The sequence below is a fragment of the Candidatus Electronema sp. PJ genome, assembly GCF_048287395.1.
Taxonomy (GTDB): Bacteria; Desulfobacterota; Desulfobulbia; order Desulfobulbales; family Desulfobulbaceae; genus Electronema.
The window spans coordinates 1-22,875 of record NZ_JBLWEO010000012.1; the positions used below are offsets into that span (position 1 = coordinate 1).

Sequence of the window (22,875 nt, forward strand, 5' to 3'; positions counted from 1 at the left end):
CCTGTCAATATGCACATGATCAGGACAACATACGCCCTGCTCAATTGCGCTCTCCTTATGCCGGGCCAGTTCGTGAAAAACTGCTCCAAGCTCCTTTCTGAGCTTGCAGTACAAAACTTTCCTCCGATATTTCGGAATAAAAACGACATGATATTTGCATATCCATTTTATATGGGATAAACTTCGGTATTCGTCCATGACTTCTCCTGTGTTGGTGAACTTGGGCGGTTCACCACTCAGGATCATGGACTGGACGACTGCCGTAAAAGTCAAACTTCGGACAGTCTCCCCGGCAAAGCCGGGGGTTTACCTATTATTAATTAAAAAACAACGGATTCAGCCCGCCACCCAAGATTTTCCCTTCCTGTACAGGGGTACTGCATAAATTTTTTGTCTTTTTGCCAGGCTGCCGGTATATTCCACCTGTTCTTCCACGTGAGGAACACTGATCGTTCGCCGCCCCGGCCAGCGTAGATGCGGGGCAAGCCTGCATCCGGGCCTGCTCCTCAACTTTTGAAGAAATCGCATCATGACCTCTCCTGGAAGCATTGTTGAATATCTGGATGCTGGCCGCTTCATCTGCGGTCTTGTCCTTCAGGACAGCAGCGGCAAGCTGCGTCTGATCAATCAGAATGGCCGGGAGATCGTGCTGCCCGCCTCGCGGGTGCTGACGGTTTCCAAAACCAGGCATCAGGTCGAAGGCAGCCGCGAAGACCGCATGGCTTTACTCAAAGGCATGGCCGAGAACCGCGCTGCTCTCACCGGAGCTATCCCGCTAGAGGAAATCTGGGAGCTGGCCAGTGCAGAGAAGCAGAACGCCTTTCCAGCGGATTTTCTCGCGGAACTCTTCTTTGGTGGCAGCCTGAATGACGACCAATCTGCGGCGTTCTTGCGGGCTGTATTTGAAGACCGCTTGTTCTTCAAGTTCAAGAATGACTTGGTAAGCGTCCACAGCCCAGAGCAGGTGGAGCAGCTCCGCCTTCAGCGGCAGCGTGAGCAGGAAAAAGAGGATTTGCTCAAGAACGGGGCGGCTCATCTGGCAGCTCTCTCGCAAGGCACGCAAATCTCAGCTGAACAATGGCCGGAGCGTGAGCGTGTTCTCTCTTGGCTAGCTGACTTTGCCCTCTTTGGCAGCGAGGCAGTGAACTGCGACCTTGAACTGGTGCGCCAGCTTTTGAAGAACGCTGGCTTAAATCGTCCCAGTGATCCTTACCGAGTGCTGGTGCAGGCGGGTTACTGGCAGCCGGATGAGAATATCGCCTTGCTTCAGGCAGAACAGCCTGTGGAATTCAGCCCGGAGTTGCTCGCTCATGCTAACAGCATCACCGAACCAAGTGCCGAGGAACTGCTGGCTGATCCCAAGCGCAAGGATTTCCGTGAGCTGGATATCTTCACCATTGATGGCTCTTCCACCCGTGACTACGACGACGCGCTGCATGTCGAGCAGCAGGAGGACGGCAGCCTGCTCGTGGGCATCCATGTCTCGGATGTCGCCTATTTCCTCAGCCCCAAAGACCCGTTGTTCGCTGAAAGCTTAGAGCGGGCCACTTCGCTCTATTTCCCCGAAGGCCAAGTGCCGATGATGCCGCGCGAGTTGTCGCAAGGCGTGTTCAGCCTGATTAAAGATCGAGTACGGCCAGCAGTGAGCTGTCTGGTCAAAATGTCACCAGAGGGTGAAATTCTCAGCAGCAAGATCGTTCTCAGCGTCATTCAGGTCAAGCGGCAGCTCAGTTACAGCGAGGCTGATCGGATGGTGGAGGAAGACAACAGTCTGCGCCTGCTCAATCGGCTTCAGCTTCAGCTCCGTCAGCAGCGGGCCGAACGCGGTGCCCTGCTGCTCTCCCTACCAGATGTGAATGTCTATGTTGAGAACGGCAAGGTTTCGGTTGTGCTCACGCCTTCGGATACTCCGGCCCGTAGCATCGTGGCCGAGTGCATGATTCTTGCCAATGGCATTGCTGCCGATTACCTTGCTGCCCAGGAAGCTCCAGGACTGTTCCGCTCTCAGCCGCCACCCAAGAAACGGCTGATCTCCGGGGTACAGAACAGCTTGGCCGATATCGCTTGCCAGCGACGCTTTCTTGCCCGTGGCGAGCTGACTGCTAACCCCAAACCGCATTCCGGCCTTGGCCTCAACTGCTACACCACCGTGACTTCGCCCATCCGCCGAGTGTTAGACACTGCTGTGCAGCTCCAAATAGCCAACATGATCAGCGGTAAAGGCATCCTTTTCTCCATGGATGACTGCCGGAAGTTTGTCGGGATCATTCAGGAGAAGCTCTCGCGTGCCAACAAGGTGCGCCAGCAACGGCACCGTTACTGGATCCTGCGCTGGCTGGAAGACCAGGTCGGCAACACGCTGCCTGCCTTGGTGGTCAATAGCGGGCCACTGCGGGTCAATGCCTTGTTGCTCGACTGCCTCTTTGACATTGATCTGCCGGTCCATCCCTCCTTACAAACCGAGCCGGGCGACGAGATCAGAGTGCGCATCGCCAAAGTGGATGCGCTGGAGAACACCCTACGGGTGGAGTGGTAGCAGCAACTTAAGTTATCTCCCCATGCAACGCGGCATTCCAGCGGCAATTCTCCGGCTGTACAGGCTGTTCGCGAAGAAAGCCAGCAAATACCTGCTGCCTGCCTCGCCGCTCATTCTTTTGCTGCTTGTCGGGCCGACCGGTTACATGCTGCTGGAGGGCTTTAGCTTTTTTGAGGGCCTCTATCTCACTGCCATCACCATCACCACCGTTGGCTACGGCGACATCGCGCCGGTCACTTTAGCAGGCCGCCTCTTTACCATTCTGCTGATCTTCTCTGGCGTGGGTTACGTTATGTATCTGTTCAGTCAGATCACGGAGGCAATGGTTGAGGGCGGCCTGCACCATATTGTCACCAAGAGAAGAATGCAAAAGAAAGTAACGAAGCTGCATGATCATTACATCATCTGCGGGTTTGGTAGGATAGGCCAGGAAATAGCCTCTATTCTTAAAGAGAGCAATCGCCCTTTCGTTGTCATTGAAAGCGATGAAAGTGTGATAGAGGCGATAGATCGCCTTGGCTATTCGGAGCTGAAAGGCGATGCCTCGGATGACGACATCCTGCTGGCGGCTGGCATTAAACAGGCCCGTGGCTTAATCACAGCAGTCTCATCGGACGAGAAGAATGTCTATATTACACTCACTGCGCGCGGCCTTAACCAGAAGCTGTTCATCCTTGCCCGGTCCAGCGGTGTACCTGGTGCAACCAAGAAGTTAGAACGGGCCGGAGCCAGCCGGGTAATCTCTCCCTACTGCATCGGCGCACGCCGCATGGCCCAGCTTATCGTCCGGCCCACGGTGGTTGATTTCCTTGATCTGGCGACCCAGGCCGGTGACTTGGGACTGCGCATGGAAGAACTCTTAGTAGGAGCGCAAGCTGCCTGTGTGGGGAAGACCTTGATTGAAACTGGAGTCAGGCAGCAATACGGCATCATTGTCGTGGCCATCAAACGCAATGAGACTCCTATGATCTTCAATCCTGGCTCAGACACCCGCATCATGGCCGGCGACATCTTAATTGTTCTGGGTGAGAGCAGCCATATTTCCGCACTGGCCGAGACCTTGTAGAGAGGGAATCGGCTCCTTCTGTTACGGTATTTCCTGCATAACCCTGAGAAAAGACCCCTTTCTTGCTCGTTTGCCAAGGAGTTTGGCTGGGTAAAAGAGGAATTCTGCTGACTTGCAAAGAGGTTGCCACTCGGCAGCAGAGGAGTCTGGCCGCAATACGTATTAGGGTTCAACCTCAGTATGTACTGAGGGGTGGCCTCAGTACGTATCAGGGTTCAGCAACAGTATGTACTGATGGGTGGCAACAGTACTGTTAGATGGATGGCAACAGTATATACTGTTGGGTGGCCTCAGTATGTACTGAAGGATGACCTCAGTATGTACTGAGGGATGGCCTCAGTATGTATTAGGGTTCAGCCTCAATACTGGTTAGGGGATGACCGCAAATACTCGAGCGGCTTGGCCTCATCCAGCAGCATAATGGGAATGCCATCCCGGATCGCATAGAGAAGTTGACAGGTTGGGCACACTAAGCTGTCCTGCATTTCGGTGAGTTGCACAGCCCCTTTACATTGGGGGCACGCAATAATATCAAGGAGATTCTGACTGATCATGGTATTCTAAGCATTAAGTGGCAAAGGGAAACAACGCGACTGTGGTTGGCTATAGTACCAGAAACGTAGGCTGCTGCCAGTAAAACAACAGAGGAAGTGAGAAAGATGAAACAACAGATCCCCGTAGCCCAAGCAGTGGGCATGGTCTTGCCCCATGATATTACAGAGATCGTTCCAGGTAAGTCAAAAGGCCCAGCCTTTAGGAAAGGGCATATTATCCAACACGCAGATGTTGAACGGCTGCGGCAATTAGGCAAGGAGCATATCTATGTCCTTGAGTTAAGCGCAGATGAGGTGCACGAGAACGAGGCTGCCTTACTGATGGCGGCGGCCTTGGCTGGTAGCGGAGTGGAATACTCTGATGAGGTGACAGAAGGCAAGGTGAGCATTAAGGCCGCGCACGATGGTCTCCTTAAGATTGATAAGGAGGCCCTGTTCTGCTTCAACCTGCTAGGTGAAGTGATGTGTTCCACCTTACACAACCATACGCCGGTCAAGAAAGGGGAACAAGTCGCGGCGGTGCGCTTGATTCCCTTGGTCGGGGAACGCAGTTTGGTGATGCAGGCCGTAGCTGTGGCTGAGGAGACCAAGATCGTACAAGTGCTGCCCCTTCCCAAGGTCAAGGCAGGCTTGGTCATCACGGGCAATGAGGTCTTCTCAGGTAGGATTGAAGATAAATTCGAGGCAGTATTGCGCAGCAAGCTGACTGCGTTGGGTTCCGAGGTGGTGTATGTTGGTTTTGCCCCTGATAATGCTGCCCTGATAGCCCTGGAAATCAAGAACTGCCTAGAAGCTGGTGCTGATCTCGTGATTACCTCTGGTGGTATGTCGGTTGATCCTGATGATCTAACGCGGACAGGCATCCGTGAGGCTGGGGCTGAGGATATTGTCTATGGTACACCGGTGTTGCCAGGCGCAATGTTCTTAGTCGGGAAAATAGGCACGATCCCGGTGCTTGGCTTGCCTGCGTGTGGCATGTTCCATAAGATTACCGTCTTTGATTTAGTGTTGCCCCGCATCTTAACTGGGGAACAGCTGACTCGCGAAGATCTTGCTGCGATGGGGCATGGAGGTCTCTGTCGGAACTGCACGATTTGCCATTACCCGGTCTGCAATTTTGGTAAATAAGTAAAGAAGCCTGCGGTAACAACTGGTTGCAATCTCCAAGTGAATCGGTTATGCTGATTCACACATTCCGCCCATCCTTTCTCCCTAGGAGATGCTGATCATGAGTATGCGTTCATCTTGTCTGTTTGTTCTTTCTGCCCTTTTCTTGTCTTCCTGGTGTGCTGAGGCATCTGCTGCTGCTCTTGATAGCACCTTTGGTCTGGATGGCAGGGTGGCTGTTGATTTAGGCATTCGTGGTAGTAGAGCTAATGCAGTTATTGCCCAACCAGACGGCAAGATTGTGGCCGCAGGCTCTGCAACAAGCACCGCAGACCGGGATTTTATGCTCTTTCGTCTTTTGCCTGATGGTTCGTTAGATACTTCTTTCAATATAGATGGCACAGTAACAACAGCGGTTGGTTCCTTTGACGATGAAGCCTTGAGTCTGGCTCTGCAAGCTGATGGTAAGATTGTTGCTGGAGGGTACAGCAGCACGGAGAAAGACCGTGACTTTGCCTTAGTTAGATATAACAGTGATGGTTCCATTGATCGGAGCTTTGGCAACGAAGGCATTGTTTCCACAGGTGTGGGTAGTAGTCATGATGAGATTACCGATGTAGCTGTGCAGGATGATGGCCGCATTGTGATTACTGGTGCTGCTCAAGGAGCAAATGGCAGAGTAGTGGTTCTTGGCCGCTATTTAACCAATGGCAAACTTGATCCGAACTTTGGCCAAGAGGGCTTTGCTCTCAGTGTCGTCGGGGTGGATGCCCAAGCAGAAAGCGTAGCTTTAAGCAAAGAGGGCCGCATTCTTGTTGCTGGGACGTATAGTGATGGCAATCGACGTGGCCTCATGGTTGTGGGCTTTGATAGCAAAGGTCATTTAGATCAAACCTTCGGCGAGAAAGGCGTAGCTGTTCCTGCGGACAACAGTACCTTTAGCGAAGGCTATGGTATGTTTGTCAATGAGAACAGCAAAGTTCTGGTTGCTGGTTCAGTAGGCAAAGAAGGCGAGCGCGACGCAGCCTTGTTCAGCTTCACTGCCGAAGGTCGTCCTGACAGCAGCTTTGAAAAGAACGGCGTCTTAGTCAGCTCTGCTGGTGATGGTGACGATGTATTGCTTGATGTTGCGCCCGCAGGCGAGAACATTGCTGCGGCTGGCTTTAAGACCACGGGTGAGAACCGTGAGTTCCTGTTAATCACCTATACCAAGGGCACCGCAAAGGAAAACACAGGTGGCAGCAGCTTGTCCATGCAGACTGGTGGTGTGCTCAAGGCTGATGCCCTGACTACGGGCTTCAGTAGCGGCAAGGATACCTCTACATCGTTGGCTACGCTTTCCAAGGAGAGTGTGGTTGCGGTTGGTGAGAGCGAAGCAGAGGCTGGTTCCAGTGCAGCGGTGAGCAAATATAACTTAATGGGACTCTCCCCTAACAATATTCTGGGTAGTGGAAGTAAGCTGAATCCTGGTAATGAGTATGTAGTGACTGGTGAGCCTTACGACATAACGAGAACCACAGTAATCATTCAAGGTGAGATATTGGATGGCCTGAGTGATGTTACCGAGCGAGGGATTGTCTTTGGAACCATGCCTAATCCAGTGTTGAAGGATGGTAGTAGTTCATCAGGTAGCACAGATAATGGCCCGGTGCGGTCTGGTCTCTCTGGAACTGTTTCCGGCACATCAGTTACGTTAAGCCTGACCACAGACGTTGATGCGACCTGTAGATATACAGATTCCAGTTCAGGGATGGATTATGATCAGATGAAGAATGATTTTGACACGACAGGAGGGAAAAGTCATTCAGAGCCTCTCTCTAATCTTACGGTTGGCTCTCATACGTATTTTGTCCGTTGCAAGAATAAGGCTAGCAGCGCGGTGAATACAACTGACAAGGAGATAACGTTCACTGTTGACGAGAACGGTGGTACTATAGACAACGGCCCAAAGATGGACAATCTTTCGGCAAAGGTTTCTGGCACATCAGCTACGTTAAGCCTGAATACAGATGTTAATGCAACCTGCAAATATGATACCGATGATGTAGCGTATGACCAGATGGCTGGTAACTTTCTTACTGAGACAGGAACAAGCCATACAGTATCTTTCTCTAACCTTACGGCTGAAGAAACATATACCTATCACATCCTCTGCAAGAATACAACCAGCGGCGCAGTGAACACAACTGCCAAGGTTATTTCATTCACGCTAGAAAGTTCAGACAACGGGCCATTGAGGTATAATCTTCTTCCTAACGGGACGGTTCCAAGCACATCTGTCACCTTAAGCCTGACCACAGGTGTTAAAGCAACATGCAAGTATGACACTACTTCTGGAACTGCCTATGCTGATATGGACAGTCCTTTTACTACAACAGGAGAAACGAATCATTCTGAACTAATTTCTGGTCTTACAGCTGGGCAAGAATACACCTATTACGTTCGCTGTAAGAATGATTCCACTGATGTTGTGAATACAACGGACAGCATTATTTCATTCACTGTTGCTGCGTCTGCCTGTGTCTTGCCGGAGCAGTCTCAGTTGATTGCGTTTGCTGCCTCAGATGAGATCATCAACACTGCACTGCAAAACGTCGGTAACTTCTTCATTGGCACAGCTCTAGCCGCAACAGGCACAGCTGGCACCACAGGTACAACAGGTTCAATAATAAATAACTCCGACAACAAAGACGAAAAATTCGATGAAGAAGGCTCTACCGAAGAAGGCAGCGGTACTGGTCCTTTCAGCAGTAAGCTAACGAACCTGAAACCTGGCACCTTCTTCTATGCACGGGCTTATGCGGTGGTTAGCAACGGCACAACCTATTACGGCAACCCAGTCGGTTTCCGCACTGCTGATTCCTGCTTTGTGGCCACTGCTGCCTATGGTTCCATCTTCCATCCCTCGGTGCAAATCCTCCGCGACTTCCGGGATCAGTTCCTGCGTAGCAATGCAGTCAGCCGCTCCTTGATTGACCTCTACTATTCGTATTCACCAACTCTCGCTGACCTGATCAGCCAACACAGCAGCCTGCGCTTGGTTGTGCGAATGCTGCTGCTACCCGTGATTGGGACAGCGTGGATTGTCCTGCACTTTGGTGCGTCTATCGTGCTGCTTCCGGCAGCGGTATTTGGCTTGATGCTCTGCTGGCAAGGCTTGCGGCTGCTGAACAGAAAGGCAGCGGCAGTTTAAGAAAGGGCATTACAGCAAGGCTGGATCAAGGGTTGCCTCCTTGTCCAGCCTTTGTTGTGCAAAATGGGTGGCGTTGTTGGCTCGCGTTGCGTGATACAGCTGGAGCATCATAAAATGATTCCCTTGCCCTGCGCCAGATTGTCCATCTCGCATGGAATGAGGAGAGCAGGCAGGAAAAACTGCTCCAGCAATCCATACGTTGATAAATGCCGTTTTTTTGTGAATCAAAAGCCCTCCATTTTGTGAATAAAAATATTCCCATTTTATATGTCAAAATGGTGCCATTTTATATTGTGAAATACTCCCATTTTATATGGTGAAAGATATGCTGTCTGTTTTAGACATCGAGGCAGGGGTCTGCCCCTGCGGCGCAAGAGTTGCAGGAGAAACATTTTATACTGCTCCAGCTATACTGTTGTCCTCCAGCAGTGTCAATGTCCTGCGAGATTGAGCCGATCTGCGTAGCTTCACCCCAAAGCGTTGCTCAATCTCGTCGGCTTTCTCCGTTGCCAGCCGTAAGTATGCCGCCACAGACCCTGCCTTCTTGGAGAGGAGTTTCTGCACTCTCACCTTCTCTTCAATGATTGGATTCTTCATCGCTCTTCGGTGATGAATCCCATTTACACCAGCTCCCAATCCTTAAAGATTGGCTGATAGCCACTCCGCCGCAGCATCTCTGCCACTTCCGCCACGCTGCGGTCGTCGGTGACACTGAACTGCACCGGGGCTTCCTCCTGCTTCCTGACCGCATAGCCGCCCACACCGGTTTTGGAGCCGCAGGAAAAGCGGGTTGCGCCAAGCTGCACCAGCCGGTCGCGGAAAGCGGGGGCCTCGCGGGTGGAAATGGTGATGCCCAGCCTCGGCATAAACAGCCGCCACGCCAGCATGAACTGGACAAACTCCATATCCGACATCAGCGCGCGCGGGGCAATCGCACCTGCCGCCTTGGTCATGCGCGGCAGGGAGAGCGAGACTTCCACATCCGGGAACTCCTCCTCCAGCCAGCGGGCGTGCAGGGCGGCGAGCCATGCCTCGCGGCGGGGTTCGCCAAGGCCAAAGAGCGGCCCTAAGTTCAGGGCGCGGAAGCCTGCCCGTGCGCCGCGCTCCGGGGTGTCCAGCCGCCAAGCATAGTCCGCCTTCCGTCCCGCCGGATGCACCTCTTTATATATAGTGCGATCATAAACCTCTTGATAGACGGTCAGCGAATCGGCTCCAGCCTCGCGCAGGATGCGGTATTCGGCCTCATCGAGCGGGAAAATCTCCAAGGCGATAGACGAGAAATGCGCCCGCAGCCGCTGCACTGCCTCGGCCAGATAGGACAGGGGAGTCTGGGCCGGGGCTTCGCCAGTCAAGACAAGGATATGACGAATACCGGTGGCAGCGATGGCTGCTGCTTCCTGCTCGATCTCGTCCAAGGTCAGCTTGGTGCGTGGAAAGTCAACACCCGCATGGAAGCCACAGTAAGTGCAGGCGTTGGCACAGTAATCCGAGATATACAACGGCGCATACAGGCCAATAACCCTGCCGAAGTGCTGCAAGGTCAGACGATGCGCTTTCTGGGCCATTTCCTCCAGATAACCTTGCGCTGCCGGAGCGAGCAAGTGGAGCAGGTCGCGGCGGTCAAGCTGCTCGTCGCGGGACAAGGTGCGCTCCACGTCGGCAGCGGTCACGGCCCGCATAGCAGCATCGAAATCAAAGGATTCTAAGGCAAGGACAGTGTTGAGGAAGGACATGCTCATGCTCGGAGAAAGCCGGTCAAGGGCGAGGAGGCTTCGGCATATTCTTTCTCCCCGGCCAGCTGTGCTAATCGCGCCAGCCGCCCGGCTTGCACCGCGAGGCCAAAGGCTTTGCCAGCCATGATCGGGTCTGCACTGGTGGCAATGGCGGTGTTGACCAGCACCGCTGCCGCGCCGATCTCCATTGCCTCGGCGGCCTGCGAGGGTTTGCCGATGCCTGCGTCCACAATAACCGGCAGCTTGCTGGTTTCGATCATCCGCTTGATCATCGCCTTCATCTCCAAGCCCCGGTTGCTGCCGATGGGCGAGCCGAGCGGCATCACTGCCGCCGCGCCCGCATCGTGCAACTGCCTGCTCACGGTCAGATCAGGGAACATGTAGGGCAAGACAATGAAGCCTTCTTTGGCAAGGATTTCGGTGGCGCGGAGGGTTTCGGCGTTGTCCGGCAGCAGGTATTTGTTGTCGGTGATCACCTCAATCTTGATGAAATCGCCGCAACCTGCCGCACGCGCCAGCCGGGCAATGCGCACCGCTTCCTCGGCGGTTCGCGCGCCAGAGGTGTTGGGCAATATCCGCACCGAAGGCGGGATGTAGCGCAGGATGTCCTGCTCGCCTGCCTTGGGGTCAACCCGGCGCAATGCCACCGTAATCAGCTCCGAGCCACTGGCCGCGAGCATCGGGGCAATCAGGTCGTGCGAGGCGAACTTGCCTGTGCCGGTGAGCAGGCGGTTGGTAAAGCGCACCCCGCCGAGCAGCAATGCGTCGTCTGCTGCGTTGATCGTTGCATTCATCTCAGCCTCCTCCTACAAAACTGAGCAGCTCCACCGTATCTCCGTCCTGGAGCAGGTGCTGCTGCCAGCGGTCTCTTTTAATCAGCTCAAAATTGACTTCGGCAATCACGGCATCCGGCACAAAGCCTTGCTCGATGATCATGTCGAATAAGGTGAGGGCAGCGGTTGCCGTGAGCTGGCCGTTCAGGGTTATCTGCATGGTGTGTGGTAAGTTTGCTACCGGACTGACAAACAAAGGGAAAGGGGAAAGCACCCCCCGTGCAACGCAGCTCTGTGTCTAACTGAATTGCGGCGGCGCGTCAAGAAAATATTCTGATCACCCCTCCATCAGTAAAGAAATGTAAGCAGCGATAAACAGCGTCAGGGCAATAAAACCGTTCATCGAGAAAAAAGACATCTCGATGCGCGAGAGATCACGCGGGTTGACAATGAGGTGTTGATAGAACAAAGCTACGCCGGTTAAGGCGATACCGAGATAATAAACAAGGTTGAGGTGCTGCATATAACCGGTCAGGGTGAAGAGGAGAAAAGCAAGCACATGAAAGCAGATGGCCAGCTGGAAAGCCTTCTTCCGACCCAACGAAGCTGGCATCGAATACAGCCCGGCTTGGCGGTCAAATTCTGCATCCTGCGAGGCGTAGATGATGTCAAAGCCGGCCACCCAGAAAAGTACCCCCAGAGACAGCACCCAAGGATAACCGACCAGACTACCCGCTGCTGCTACCCATCCACCGAGCGGCGAAATGGCCAAAGCTACACCCAACACGACATGACAGAGCCAGGTGAAGCGTTTGGTCAACGAATAAAAGAAGGTTAAGGCCAGGGCAAAGGGAGCAATAGTCAGGGCTAAGGGATTGAGCATCCAACAGGCAAAGAAGAATAAGGCAGACGCGACCGCAACCAGCAGCCAAGATTCTGCGAGGGAGACCGCACCCACAGGAATCGCCCGGCTTTTCGTGCGTGGGTTGGCAGCATCAAAGCGATGATCCGCAATGCGGTTAAAAGTCATCGCTGCTGTCCTTGCGCCCAGCATCGCGAGGATCACCCAGAAGAAAACCCGCAATGAAGGGAGACCTCGCCCAGCGAGAAAGGCCCCCATCAGGGCAAAAGGCATGGCAAAAACACTGTGCTTGAACTTGATCATCTCAAGCAAGGTGGAGAGTTTCTTCAGCATGGCAGCAAGGGCTAATGTATTGTATTTGGAGTTATTTTGCAGGAACTCATACTTCAGCAAGAGGCATTGCGTCTCCTTTTTTGCTCGCTGACAAAGCAGTTCGGCTTGATAGAAGAGGAGTTTGGCCGACTTGCAAAGGAGTTGTACTCGGCAGGAAAGGAGTTTGGCCAAGCCGCACTCCTTTCCTGCCAAGCCGAACTCCTCTGTTACCGAGTACAACTCCTTTCTGGCCGAGCCAAACTCCTTGGCAAACCAGCCGTACTCCTCTCTGGCTTGCTTGCCCACGTACCCAAAATGCCAGAAAAGCAAGTGCTGCGCTCTTCACTTCAATCTGCTTGCTGCTTCCTGTATGATGGAACACAACGCTTTGAGTTGGCTGACGCAGGCGATGTATTATAGGCGATGCCTCTTTTCCGTCAATCGGGAAATTTGGCTGCCTGGAACCAGGCACTTGCGTTCCAGGCTTGCTCTCTCCAACCTGGACCGTCTATTATGGTTCCGGCATCCTTGTCCTGGCAAGCCAGCCGAGAGCACTTCCCGTTTTTGCTGCTTGATTTATCTGGGCAAGACTGTACAATTTTTCGCATTCAACCGAGAGAACAATATACGCACACCATGATCGACGAAAAGAAAGATCCTAACTCTGGAAAAAAGCCTGATTTCGGTGAAATCCAGATCAGGCCGGGCGGGTTAGCAGCTCCAGTCAAACCCAACAGACCGCCTAAGGCAGTCGCTTCACCCCCAGAAAAAGCTGCCCAGCGGCAAAAAGGCCCTCGGGTACGTGGCAAGGCGCGTTTTTTGCTCCTCCTGCTTCTGCCGCTTGTTGTGCTCCTTGTTGGGCTGATTGGCGTATATTATTTGCTGCCACTGTATATTCAAGGGCCATTGGCCGAGCAGCTGGGCAGACAGCTGGGCAGACCCGTCATAGTTAAGCAGGCCAGTTTATCGCCTTTCAGCTTTGCTTTGCAGCTGCGAGAGATTACGCTCGGCCCGGCAATTGCGCGACCCGACGAACCAGAGCTGGCGCGGATTGAGGCCATTGATGCCCGGCTGCGGCCAATGCCCTTGCTCAAGGGCCAGGTGCTCCTTGACGATGTGCGGATTGACCGCTTGCGGGCCAATCTCATCCGTCGGCAAGATGGCAGCTTCAATGCCTTACCGCCAGGCCGGAGTTTATTCAATGGCCTGAATTTTCTCCCCAGTTGGCTCCAGGCTGAGGGGCTTCGCTTGCACCGCAGCACAGTCCATTTTCTTGATCAGCCGAGTGGAAAAAAGCATTTGCTTGAGCATATTGAATTGTTCCTGCCGCCTGCTGGCCAGGGCCAAGAGCCAACCCTCAGCGCGGTGGTCAATGCCAGTCCGCTCCAGCTTACTGGCCAGAAGCAGGCAGATGCGAGCCAGTCAACCCGGCTTACCCTGAAGTTAGACGATCTGGATCCCCAGCTGTATTTGGGCTTAATTCCAGGCATGGCAGAACTGGTGAATGTCAGTGCGAAACGAACAGATGCGGTGCTCGAAGTTATCTTGCAAGATGCGGCTGGTAACGGGCCAGCCATCACTGGCTCGGTTTCCTTTTCCGAGTTACTCGTTCAGTCTGCCGAGCATGAGGAACAACCTGAACAGGCGTTCCAACTGGCCTCGCCAACTGCCCATGCGATTATCCGCTTCAATCCCATGCAGAAGCTCTATACCGTTGATGAGCTGCTCTTAGAAGAGCCGCAGCTTGATCTGCCAGAAAGCCAGGAGGAACTGCTCGATAGTACAGAGCTGGCAGCTAAGGCCGCAGTCCTTCTCAACCCTGAGCAGATCGGCTTAATTGTGCAGCGGCTCTCTGTAAGCAAAGGCAGAGTAAAAAGCAGCCACAAAGAATGGACTGAAGTGCAGGCCGAGCTGACTGGCTTTCAAAACAGCACTGCCAGCACCTTGGCCAAGGAGAGCGAGACCAGTGAATCGCTACTGTCCTTTTCTGCAATCAATGGCAACTCGAATATCACCTTTAAAGGACACCTTGATCCTCTCTGTAACTTGAACGGTAGTCTCAGTTTGCAGAATATGCGGGCCGATCTGCTTCGTCCCTATCTTTCTCCAGGCGAATGGCTGCGTTTCAGCAAAGGCACGGCAGATATTACAGGGGAGTTACAGCTGGCGCAAGAGGCAGAAGGTAAGACCAGTATCACCATCTCTGACAGCACAATCACCGCGCGGGATTTTGTTCTTCAGCAAAAGAAAGCAGCCTTGCTGACAGGTAAGCTCTTTAATGGCACTGATTGCTTGCTCAATGGAGCAGAGCAGAGTATGAGCTGTGGCAAGGTTCTGTTGGAAGGAGCGGCGTTTGCAGAAACTAGTTTCTTCCTGCCCAATAATAAAAAGGGCAAAGACAGTAGTCGGCTGCACTTTTCCTGCAATAATTTGGAGCTGAAGAACGCATCTGCCCAGCTGCCGTTTGGCCCAGCGCGTTTGCCGCTCTCTGGTTTGCATCTGACCTTGACTGGATTGGGAGAAAAGCAGCAACCTGGTCAGATCAGTTTAGAGGCTGGAGCAGGGAAGCAGGGCAAAATTTCTCTTAATGGTACATCAGCCACAAGTAAGGATGGGCTTGTTCTGCTCTCTGGCAAGCTGGTTTTGAAAAATGCCGAGGCTGATCTGCTTCATTCGTACCTTGCGCAGGGGGATGAAGTGCATTTTAGCCAAGGCAGCGCAGACCTCAGCGGCAATTTTAATCTGAACGGGCCTGCCCTGAATCTCTCTAACGGCACAATAGCTGTGCGGGATTTCAGTCTCCAGCGCAGCGATTCCCCTTTGCTTTCTGGCAAGGCAGTGAATGGTACAGATTGCGCCTTAGACAGTGGTAATCAGCGGATGACTTGCGGAAAAATCACGGCAGAAGGAACAGATTTCGCGGATAGCAGTTTTTTCCTACAGCCAGCAGGCAGACTGCGCCTTGCCGCCAATACAGTGGAGCTGAAGAACTCTTCCGCCAAGTTTGCTTTGGGTGCAGCGACCTTGCCGCTTTCTGGTCTCAATCTGACCTTAACTGGATTGAAGGAAAAGCAGCCTGGTCAGATCAGTCTGAAGGCAGCAACGCAGGATTCTGGCCAGCTAGAACTTAACGGCACCGCTGCACACGAGGCGACTGGTCTTGCTTTATCCGGCACCATTACCCTGCGCAACAGTAGTGCAGATGTTCTCCAACCTTATTTAGGCGAAGGCCTGAGTTTGAGCCAAGGTCGTGCCGATCTCAGCGGCAGCTTCCATCTAGGCGGCTCTGTTTTGAACGTCTCTGGTAGCACGATTTCGCTGCGTGATTTTATTCTACAGAAGAGCGGCACTGCGTTACTCTCTGCTCAGGAAGTACATGGCCAGGATTGCACCTTTGATGGCCATGCCCGCAGCCTAACCTGCGGCAGCGTCACTGCCAAGAGCGCAGACTTTGCTGAAACAGGCTTTTTCCTGCATCCAGCAGGACGGCTGCGTTTTGCGGCTCAGAAGGTGGAATTGCAGAACTCTGTGGCCCAACTCGCTCTGGGCGGAGCCATGCTGCCGCTTTCTGGTCTGCAACTGAGTCTCAGCGGCCTACCTGGGCAAATCAAGGTCGAGGCAACAACGAGCGGCTCTGGCAAGCTGGAGATCAACGGCACAGTAGCCAAAGAGGATTCCGGCCTAACCTTATCTGGCCAGCTAGCTTTGAAAAATGCCGATGCTGCTTTGCTCAATTCGTATCTTGGCGATACCCTTCGTTTCAGCTCAGGTAGAGTTGATCTTGCTGGAATAGGTCGTCTCCACGCTGGAGAAGAAGGAGCCAAGCTCTATCTTGCCAGCGGGAATCTTGCAATACGAGATTTCAGCCTCCAGCACGAAGGTGCAGCTCTGTTGTCTGGTCAATCAGCTAGCGGGGCAGATTGTTCCTTAGAGGCTGGCCTAAGTTGTAGCACGATTGCTGTAGAGCAGGCTGATTTTGCTGCGGCTGCGGCTGGTTTCTTCTTTCGACCCACAGGCGGACTGCACCTTGCTGCCAATGCGGTCGAAATCAGCAGCTCTTCGGCCTTGCTGCCAGTTGGCTCGGCCTTGCTGCCGCTCTCTGGTTTGAAGATGAGTGTGACCGGTTTGCGTGATCAACAGGCTAGCCAGAATAATCTCCAGTTTGTGGCCGCAGTTGGGCAGGGCAGTCTCAAGGCTACAGGCCAGCTCCACAAAGACGGGAGTGCTCTGGCGGAATTGACCGCAGAACGTCTTGATATCCGCCTCTTCAACAAAGCATTTGCCAGCCTATTGCGTGATGAGCTGACCATTAAACAAGGCAGTCTAAGTGGCAAAGGCGAATTCAAGCTGCCCGAAACCCGCTTCAGCGGCAATATCAACATAGACCATTTTGTCGCTGAGACCAGTCGAGGAGATAGTTTACGCTGGCGACGGGCAACGACAGATAAGGCCTCTCTTGTTCTTACCCCTTTTGCCGCTGTAATGGAAACGCTCAGTCTGGAAGAACCACTGCTCCAGCTCGCTGCGGCAGACAGCAGTATGCCTGCGGGCTTGTTTGCCCTTTTTGCGGAATTACCCCAGCTTGCAGTTGAACAGTGCAGCCTGAGCAGCGGTAGCCTGCAACGCAGTGGCCAGAGCGACTTGAGCTTTAATGGCATTCAGGGGCAAATCGGGCCAATCAAGCCTGGCGCAAGTGCTAGCTTCTCCTTTACCGGCAAAATGGGCGGCAGTGATTTCGCAGCCAGCGGCAAAACCGACACCAGCAACGCGGCCATCGACCAACTGACTGTGGAGCAGCTGCCTTTGCCTGGTGCAGCCAAAGAATTGGCCAAGCAATTAGCTTTAGACAGCAGCCGAGGCACGATCAACCGCACCGTTTCAGCAACAGGCGACCGATTAGACTTTTCCGGCTTTGTTCCCTTGCCCAAATCCGACTACGCTTTTGCTCTTGCGCTCCTGACTGAGCAAAATGGTGCGTTCTCCATCCCGCTTCAGTCCATGCCTTTTACGGTTGCAGATGAGGTACTTGTGCAAGCCGTAGTAGGCAGGTTCCAGCAATTGAGCGCAAGCTCACCGTGGACTGCTCTGGAAAAGCTGCTGCCCAATCTGCCTAAATCGCCAGACATTGACTTCCTGCCTGGGGAAAAGGTTCCCGATTTCATGGCAGGCTTAGAGAGCCTTCGCCCATTCTTCAGCACGCATCCGCATCTGGGCTGGACAGTGCAAGGCTGTTATGACCAAGAGGCAGACCGCAAGGCCTTACTGGCCCAGGCGCAAAAGAATGGCGGCCAGAAGGTAGAGGAAGAGAATGCCCGCCGCAAGCAAGAGCTGGACCGGCTGCTTGCCCAAGAAGTGCTGCGCCAGATGACCTTAACAAAGCTGGGCTTGCCGATAGTCAAAGATCAGCTGCCTGAAATAAAGGCGCGGCAAGATCTCCAGCCGCTGCCCATGCCGCAAGCCGAGCTCCCAGAGCATGTTCTCCCTGATCTGGCCCGTGCCCGGGCTGAAGTAGTCCGCGAGCAGCTCATCAGTAAGCTGGGTCTTTCGGCAGAACGGGTGAAGTTGGAGGAAAGCGGTACCTGCGGCGCAAAGGCAGGATTAATTCCGGCCCCTGTCTGGTGAAAAACGGCAGCACATTCTGTCATACCACTGTATAGTGTGGCATTTCCCGATTTTGCTTTTGAGCGTAAGCCTGCGCTTCTTCATTTTTTATAACGCCTACAATTGAGCTATGATGATTCCCAAATTACCTTCCCCCTGTCGCCCGATGAGTTACAGCGAGAAATTCACCTTCTCCTGCCACCCAAATGTGTCCTGCTTCAATGAATGCTGTCGGCAGATTGATCTCATCCTCACCCCGTATGATCTGTTGCGCCTGAAGAGAAGACTGAAATTGGATTCCGCTGTTTTTCTGCAACGCTATGTAATCGTGGAATGGGAAGAAGGGATGCGTTTTCCGCATTGCTTTTTAACTATGGTCGATGACGGCAAAGCAAGCTGCGTCTTTCTCAACGAACAAGGCTGTAGTGTCTATGAAGATCGGCCCGCAGCCTGCCGGGCTTATCCTGCTGGACGCGGTGCTTCTCGCCGAGTTGATGGCACTGTGACTGAGCAGTTTGTCCTTGTGCAAGAGCCGCACTGCAAGGGCTTCGCTGCTGGCCTAGAACAGACTGTGCCTGGCTATTTTCAGGCCCAGGGTTTGACAGAATACAACCGCTTTAATGATCAGCTGCTCCAGCTGCTCCAGCATCCCAAAGTCCGGGCTGGCTTTCGGCCAACCCGTTCGCAGATGCAGCAGTTCATTTTGGCCTTATACAACGTTGATATGTTCCGCCGGGAATTGCTTGCAGGCCGGATTCAGCTGAAACAACCGCTCTCACCTATGGAATCGCGGGCCATTTCTGCTGGTGATGATAAAGCCTTGCTCCTTCTCGGTGTGCGCTGGCTGTTAGAAGAATTTTTCGGCGAATACTGGTGTGGCAATGAGTATCGCAAGACTGCTTATGCGACCTAAGAATTGCAGCACGCTGCTGCCCATTTGTTAAAAAACGAAAGCGCATTCCAAGAGGCCGTTGTATAATGGGCGGCGTTGTATCCTTCCTTTCCACGCATCTGGGCGATCCTTGTGATCGCCCTGTGTGTTTGTACTGCGAGAGGGCAAATTCAAATTGACTCCTTTACTCTTTTTTGGTCGGTATCAGATAGTTGGAATGCCGCAGACTGAATTGAGAACGAGGCCTTGCCCGCTGCGTTAAGGTCTTTTCAGGCTGAGAACGTGATATTCCCTGTCTCGAATGCGGCGTTTGCAGCTGCAAATGAGTCATTCGAGGTTGCGAATAAGGCGTTTGAAGTTGCAAACGTGACGTTCCCAACAGCGAATGTCTCATTTGAAGTTTCAAACGAGGCATTTGAAGCTTTGAATGCCTTATTCGAAACAGCGAATACGACGTTTGAAGTTGAGAACGACGTATTCGAGTCTTCAGATGCGGTATTCGAAGTGTAAAATGTCTCATTTGAAGTTTCAAGCGAGGCATTTAACGCTTTGAATGACTTATTCGAAACAGCGAATGCGCCATTTGAAGCGGCGAACAGGGCCTTGGCAAGGCCGTTCCGTCCTGGAGCATCGCGGAGTGCCATAGCTAAACAGAGCGGCTTAGGAACGCGAGCAATAACTGCCGGCAGTCGCGCCTTTCCCCCGACTGCTTCTGCCCTGTTGCCTGTCGTACTCAGCAAGCGGTAATTTCTTGTTATGTTCTAAATGGGGTCTTAAAAATTGACGAAGAAGATCAAATACGAGCTAAAGGAAGCAATGGTTTCATTGTCTGGAGCGTGCTTCTGGTACTGGAATAGTTTCTATAGTTTTTTAGATAGCAGTGGGGTATCAAAAAGGCTTTATGAGCGTTTCCCTAAGGCAGCATACAGTAAATATGACGTAATGAGAAATATTCTTGAGTTCCTGGAAGAAAAGGATGAATTTGAAACAATTAATAGCTTAATTTCCAATTTTTTCCGTTTAAGGGGTGCTGTTGACAAAGATGCTTTGGATGATAACAAAGCGAAGAACTTATTAAATGATTTTAAGGAACTGGTGGGTTCTGACCCAATTGAACAGGAGATCGAACGAAGAAAAAGAAAAGAATCTCGGAATAACTACACAGCACATATCGAAGAAAGTAAGTCACATAAGAAACGACTCGAAGAGTTAAACAGGCTGTTTATTTCACTTACCATAAGTTCTGAATATACTCATCAGCAAAGAGGATATAAATTTGAAAATATTTTCTGTGATCTTCTTCAGCTAAACGAGTTAGAATATTCAAGGCCGTACAAAACCCCTGATGGCGAGCAAATTGATGGACATTTTCGGTTTGAGAAGTTTGACTATCTCGTCGAGTCAAAATGGGAAGCTGACCCAATTAAACAAAAGGATCTATCAGTATTCGATGGAAAAATCAGAGGTAAAGCGCAAAGTACCAGAGGGTTGTTTCTTTCTGCCAACGGTTTTGATGAAAATGCGGTGCATAAATTCTCTGGCGATTCACCTAGAATAATATTGATGACAGGTGAAGATTTGGCAATGATTCTAGGTTGCCAAGTCTTATTCCTTGACGCAATAAAGGCTAAGGTTGAGGCTATCGTAAGGTATGGAAATATCAATTTTCCACTACGGAATACAGTCTAATGGGCAGATGCAGGAAAGAGTATCCCATTGCTGCTGAAATTCAAGAAGATAGACTAAAATAAGATGAGAGATGAATACGATTTTCCACAAGGAGAACGTGGTAAGTTTTTCAATAAAGACGCAGAAATATTCTCCTTTGTGCAGCAGATATCTGAACGAAGGAAAACAGATGTTTCCTCAATTGTGAATCAGATTCTCCGCAGCGACATGCAGTTGGCTGAAGTGATCAAATAGCCAGCAGTCTGCGAAAATTCGGCAAATTCAGTGAACAATGGGGCACAGGGAGCGTTTCCTGTGCCCTTCAGGTTTTAGGTGGCGGCATAACCCAATCAGCATAATTTTATCATGAAACATTTTGAACGGACCAAGCCCGCCCACGAGTGCGGCATTTGTGGAATTTACGGCCATGAAGACGCGGCCAAACTGACCTATTTCGGTCTCTACGCCCTTCAGCACCGGGGCCAGGAAAGCGCGGGCATCGCCGCAGGCAACGGCCAGCGGATGGCCGTCCACAAGGCAATGGGCTTGGTGCCGGAGGTCTTCACCGAAGCCAGCCTGCAAAAGCTCTCCGGGCACTTGGCCGCTGGTCATGTGCGCTATTCCACTACTGGCGAATCCTCGATCATCAACAGCCAGCCCTTTGCTGTCACCCATCAGGGCCTGCAATTGGCCGTGGCGCACAACGGCAATCTGGTCAATTCGATGGCCCTGCGGAGACAATTGGAGGAAAAAGGCTCGATCTTCCAGACCACAATGGACAGCGAAATTGTCATTCATCTGATGGCCCGCAATATGCACCTTGGTTTGGCTCAGGCTATTCAAGCATCGTTTGCCTGCATCCAAGGGGCTTACTCGCTTATCCTCATGACCCCAGACACCTTGATCGCAGTGCGCGACCCGAACGGTTTCCGGCCCCTCTGCTTAGGCCGTTTGGATAATGGGGCGCATGTGGTGGCCTCTGAAACCTGTGCCCTTGATCTGATCAATGCTGAATACATCCGCGACGTGGAACCAGGCGAGGTGCTGATCATCAATCAGAACGGCATAGAGTCGATCTTTCCTTGGCCTGCCAAACAGCGGAGCTTCTGCATCTTTGAGCAAGTCTATTTCGCCCGACCAGACAGCGATATTTTTGGCTGCAATGTCTATACCACCCGCAAGCGGATGGGTGCAATTTTGGCCCGTGAGGCAAAGATTGAGGCGGATTTCGTCATGCCCTTTCCCGACTCTGGTAATTACGCCGCCATCGGGTATTCACAGGCATCGGGCATTCCGTTGGAAATGGGCATGATCCGCAATCACTACGTAGGGCGCACCTTCATTCAGCCCTCGCAGGCGATGCGGGATTTCTCGGTGCGGGTCAAGCTGAATCCAGTGCGCCCGCTGATCGAGGGCAAGCGGGTGATCATAGTCGAAGATTCGATCATTCGCGGCACCACCGGCAGAAGCCGGGTGCACGCCCTGCGCAACGCCGGAGCCAAGGAAGTGCATCTGCTGGTCTCTTGTCCGCCCACTATTCATGCTTGTTATTACGGGATTGATTTTCCTTCCTCCAAGGAACTGATTGCGGCCAAGATTTCCATCGAGGCGATCCGCGATCACATGGAGCTGGACTCGCTGACCTATCTCAGTTTGGATGGTTTGGTCGAGGCCACTGGCCTGAAGAAGGAGGATTTCTGCCTCGCCTGCTTTGACGGCAAGTATCCCATTGCGCCGGATGTCACTTTCACTAAAGAATGCCTGAACAGCTGCTGCAAAAGCTGCCGTTGACGGAAAGGGCTTGGCATACGCTGCGGCGGGTAATAGGAGAAAAAGACAATGGCAGAGATAGTGATTGATACCTACCGGTGCAGCGGCTGCGGCACCTGCGTGGAGATGTGCCCAGAAGTCTTTCGCATGGACAGCATGGCGGAAAAGGCGGAGCTGGTGGCCGTCGCGCCTGAAATCACGGACCCGGTGTATCAGGCGGCGGCATTTTGCCCGGAGAAGTGTATTGAGGTGAAGGAATAATGGTTGCGTGGTCGGCTTTTTTGGGTAAAGACCTTGCAGAAAAGGTTGTGCAGAAAATAATCATCAACGCGGGTTTCAGCAGCGCGTTATCTTTGCTGCATCGGGATGCTCTCGACAAGGCGATGAAGAAAATCGTCAAAGAACTTTTTGATCTGCTGGAATATGAGCTTGGTCTTGACGAAGAAACGGAGACTGAGGAGCTGATTCCGATTCGTCGGGTGGTTGATGTTTTCCTTGATCAAGCGGCAGTGCAGCAGGCTATCATTGGGCTGCTGCAAGGTGAACAGCTTGACCCCGCCGTTCTCGCTCAAGCGTGGCAGCAAGTGCAGGATGCGCCAGGCTTCTCGTGGCCAAAGATCAGTAAACGCTTCAGCCGCAAGGCTAAATGCCATGAAAATAAAATTCACAGCCGCAGCGATATAAAATGATCAAGCAATCATTTTCATCCTATGAGTTGAATCTTATGGCCTATTCAGTAGATTTTCGCCGGAAAGTATTGGAAATCAAAGAACGTGAAGGTTTGAGTTTTGAGGAGGCGGCAGTACGC

17 protein-coding genes are annotated in these 22,875 nt (G+C 52.5%); 11 read left to right on the forward strand and 6 right to left on the reverse strand.

The genetic code is table 11. The features are described 5' to 3' along the window. Nucleotides 1–198: IS200/IS605 family transposase (gene tnpA, locus ACNKIB_RS01315; protein ID WP_417908735.1), on the reverse strand; the 198-nt coding region annotated here is incomplete at its 3' end. 331 nt (nucleotides 199–529) lie between these two features. Between tnpA and ACNKIB_RS01320 the strand changes: the two genes are divergently transcribed. Beyond that, on the forward strand, nucleotides 530–2,536 hold the full coding sequence (locus tag ACNKIB_RS01320) for a ribonuclease catalytic domain-containing protein (RefSeq protein WP_417908736.1): 2,007 nt from the start codon (nucleotides 530–532) through the stop codon (nucleotides 2,534–2,536). A gap of 22 nt (nucleotides 2,537–2,558) precedes the next feature. Further along, nucleotides 2,559–3,602, forward strand: a complete 1,044-nt coding sequence (locus tag ACNKIB_RS01325) for a potassium channel family protein (RefSeq protein ID WP_417908737.1) — start codon at nucleotides 2,559–2,561, stop codon at nucleotides 3,600–3,602. 359 nt (nucleotides 3,603–3,961) lie between these two features. On the opposite strand, the gene ACNKIB_RS01330 is transcribed toward ACNKIB_RS01325, so the two are convergent. Further along, nucleotides 3,962–4,156 carry a Trm112 family protein gene (locus ACNKIB_RS01330; RefSeq protein ID WP_417908738.1) on the reverse strand — a complete coding sequence of 65 codons (195 nt, stop codon included), beginning with the start codon at nucleotides 4,154–4,156 and terminating at the stop codon, nucleotides 3,962–3,964. A 105-nt stretch (nucleotides 4,157–4,261) separates the two neighbouring features. Here ACNKIB_RS01330 and ACNKIB_RS01335 point away from each other — a divergent pair, with 105 nt between their 5' ends. Together ACNKIB_RS01335 and ACNKIB_RS01340 are read left to right on the forward strand one after the other, a co-directional pair. After that, nucleotides 4,262–5,284, forward strand: a complete 1,023-nt coding sequence (locus ACNKIB_RS01335; RefSeq protein ID WP_417908739.1) for a molybdopterin-binding protein — start codon at nucleotides 4,262–4,264, stop codon at nucleotides 5,282–5,284. A gap of 100 nt (nucleotides 5,285–5,384) precedes the next feature. Continuing rightward, a complete protein-coding gene (locus ACNKIB_RS01340) occupies nucleotides 5,385–8,456 on the forward strand; it encodes a delta-60 repeat domain-containing protein (RefSeq protein WP_417908740.1) in 3,072 nt (1,023 codons plus the stop codon). A 620-nt stretch (nucleotides 8,457–9,076) separates the two neighbouring features. On the opposite strand, the gene thiH is transcribed toward ACNKIB_RS01340, so the two are convergent. From thiH to ACNKIB_RS01360, 4 genes are all read right to left on the reverse strand, one after another. Next, nucleotides 9,077–10,189 carry a 2-iminoacetate synthase ThiH gene (gene thiH, locus ACNKIB_RS01345; RefSeq protein WP_417908741.1) on the reverse strand — a complete coding sequence of 371 codons (1,113 nt, stop codon included), beginning with the start codon at nucleotides 10,187–10,189 and terminating at the stop codon, nucleotides 9,077–9,079. A 2-nt stretch (nucleotides 10,190–10,191) separates the two neighbouring features. Beyond that, nucleotides 10,192–10,983, reverse strand: coding sequence for a thiazole synthase (locus tag ACNKIB_RS01350; protein WP_417908742.1), 792 nt, complete (start codon nucleotides 10,981–10,983; stop codon nucleotides 10,192–10,194). 1 nt (nucleotide 10,984) lies between these two features. Next, a complete protein-coding gene (thiS, locus tag ACNKIB_RS01355) occupies nucleotides 10,985–11,182 on the reverse strand; it encodes a sulfur carrier protein ThiS (RefSeq protein WP_417908743.1) in 198 nt (65 codons plus the stop codon). Nucleotides 11,183–11,299: 117 nt separating this feature from the next. Then, nucleotides 11,300–12,466: a UbiA-like polyprenyltransferase gene (locus tag ACNKIB_RS01360; protein ID WP_417908744.1), complete on the reverse strand. Its 1,167-nt coding sequence runs from the start codon at nucleotides 12,464–12,466 to the stop codon at nucleotides 11,300–11,302. 306 nt (nucleotides 12,467–12,772) lie between these two features. Between ACNKIB_RS01360 and ACNKIB_RS01365 the strand changes: the two genes are divergently transcribed. From ACNKIB_RS01365 to ACNKIB_RS01395, 7 genes are all read left to right on the forward strand, one after another. After that, nucleotides 12,773–17,758 (forward strand): DUF748 domain-containing protein, encoded by a 4,986-nt coding sequence (locus ACNKIB_RS01365; protein ID WP_417908745.1) that lies wholly within the window; start codon nucleotides 12,773–12,775, stop codon nucleotides 17,756–17,758. Between the two features lie 109 nt (nucleotides 17,759–17,867). After that, the gene (locus ACNKIB_RS01370; RefSeq protein ID WP_417908746.1) at nucleotides 17,868–18,650 is read left to right on the forward strand and encodes a YkgJ family cysteine cluster protein; all 783 of its coding nucleotides are present in this window, start codon (nucleotides 17,868–17,870) and stop codon (nucleotides 18,648–18,650) included. A 225-nt stretch (nucleotides 18,651–18,875) separates the two neighbouring features. Beyond that, a complete protein-coding gene (locus tag ACNKIB_RS01375) occupies nucleotides 18,876–19,139 on the forward strand; it encodes a hypothetical protein (protein WP_417908747.1) in 264 nt (87 codons plus the stop codon). 270 nt (nucleotides 19,140–19,409) lie between these two features. Beyond that, nucleotides 19,410–20,318 (forward strand): restriction endonuclease, encoded by a 909-nt coding sequence (locus ACNKIB_RS01380; RefSeq protein WP_417908748.1) that lies wholly within the window; start codon nucleotides 19,410–19,412, stop codon nucleotides 20,316–20,318. A gap of 345 nt (nucleotides 20,319–20,663) precedes the next feature. Continuing rightward, nucleotides 20,664–22,088, forward strand: coding sequence for an amidophosphoribosyltransferase (gene purF, locus ACNKIB_RS01385; RefSeq protein ID WP_417908749.1), 1,425 nt, complete (start codon nucleotides 20,664–20,666; stop codon nucleotides 22,086–22,088). A gap of 48 nt (nucleotides 22,089–22,136) precedes the next feature. Next, a complete protein-coding gene (locus tag ACNKIB_RS01390; RefSeq protein ID WP_417908750.1) occupies nucleotides 22,137–22,328 on the forward strand; it encodes a ferredoxin in 192 nt (63 codons plus the stop codon). Further along, nucleotides 22,328–22,756 carry a hypothetical protein gene (locus ACNKIB_RS01395; protein WP_417908751.1) on the forward strand — a complete coding sequence of 143 codons (429 nt, stop codon included), beginning with the start codon at nucleotides 22,328–22,330 and terminating at the stop codon, nucleotides 22,754–22,756. Before ACNKIB_RS01390 ends, ACNKIB_RS01395 begins: the two co-directional genes overlap by 1 nt. Nucleotides 22,757–22,875 lie beyond the last annotated feature (119 nt).

Excerpts from the sequence above, each read along its gene's own strand:
- ACNKIB_RS01350 (WP_417908742.1), bottom strand. The coding sequence starts at position 10,983 with ATGAATGCAACGATCAACGCAGCAGACGACGCATTGCTGCTCGGCGGG.
- purF (WP_417908749.1), top strand. The coding sequence starts at position 20,664 with ATGAAACATTTTGAACGGACCAAGCCCGCCCACGAGTGCGGCATTTGT.
- ACNKIB_RS01395 (WP_417908751.1), top strand. The coding sequence starts at position 22,328 with ATGGTTGCGTGGTCGGCTTTTTTGGGTAAAGACCTTGCAGAAAAGGTT.
- ACNKIB_RS01320 (WP_417908736.1), top strand. The coding sequence starts at position 530 with ATGACCTCTCCTGGAAGCATTGTTGAATATCTGGATGCTGGCCGCTTC.
- thiH (WP_417908741.1), bottom strand. The coding sequence starts at position 10,189 with ATGTCCTTCCTCAACACTGTCCTTGCCTTAGAATCCTTTGATTTCGAT.
- thiS (WP_417908743.1), bottom strand. The coding sequence starts at position 11,182 with ATGCAGATAACCCTGAACGGCCAGCTCACGGCAACCGCTGCCCTCACC.
- ACNKIB_RS01370 (WP_417908746.1), top strand. The coding sequence starts at position 17,868 with ATGATGATTCCCAAATTACCTTCCCCCTGTCGCCCGATGAGTTACAGC.
- ACNKIB_RS01325 (WP_417908737.1), top strand. The coding sequence starts at position 2,559 with ATGCAACGCGGCATTCCAGCGGCAATTCTCCGGCTGTACAGGCTGTTC.
- ACNKIB_RS01335 (WP_417908739.1), top strand. The coding sequence starts at position 4,262 with ATGAAACAACAGATCCCCGTAGCCCAAGCAGTGGGCATGGTCTTGCCC.
- ACNKIB_RS01365 (WP_417908745.1), top strand. The coding sequence starts at position 12,773 with ATGATCGACGAAAAGAAAGATCCTAACTCTGGAAAAAAGCCTGATTTC.
- ACNKIB_RS01390 (WP_417908750.1), top strand. The coding sequence starts at position 22,137 with ATGGCAGAGATAGTGATTGATACCTACCGGTGCAGCGGCTGCGGCACC.
- ACNKIB_RS01340 (WP_417908740.1), top strand. The coding sequence starts at position 5,385 with ATGAGTATGCGTTCATCTTGTCTGTTTGTTCTTTCTGCCCTTTTCTTG.
- ACNKIB_RS01330 (WP_417908738.1), bottom strand. The coding sequence starts at position 4,156 with ATGATCAGTCAGAATCTCCTTGATATTATTGCGTGCCCCCAATGTAAA.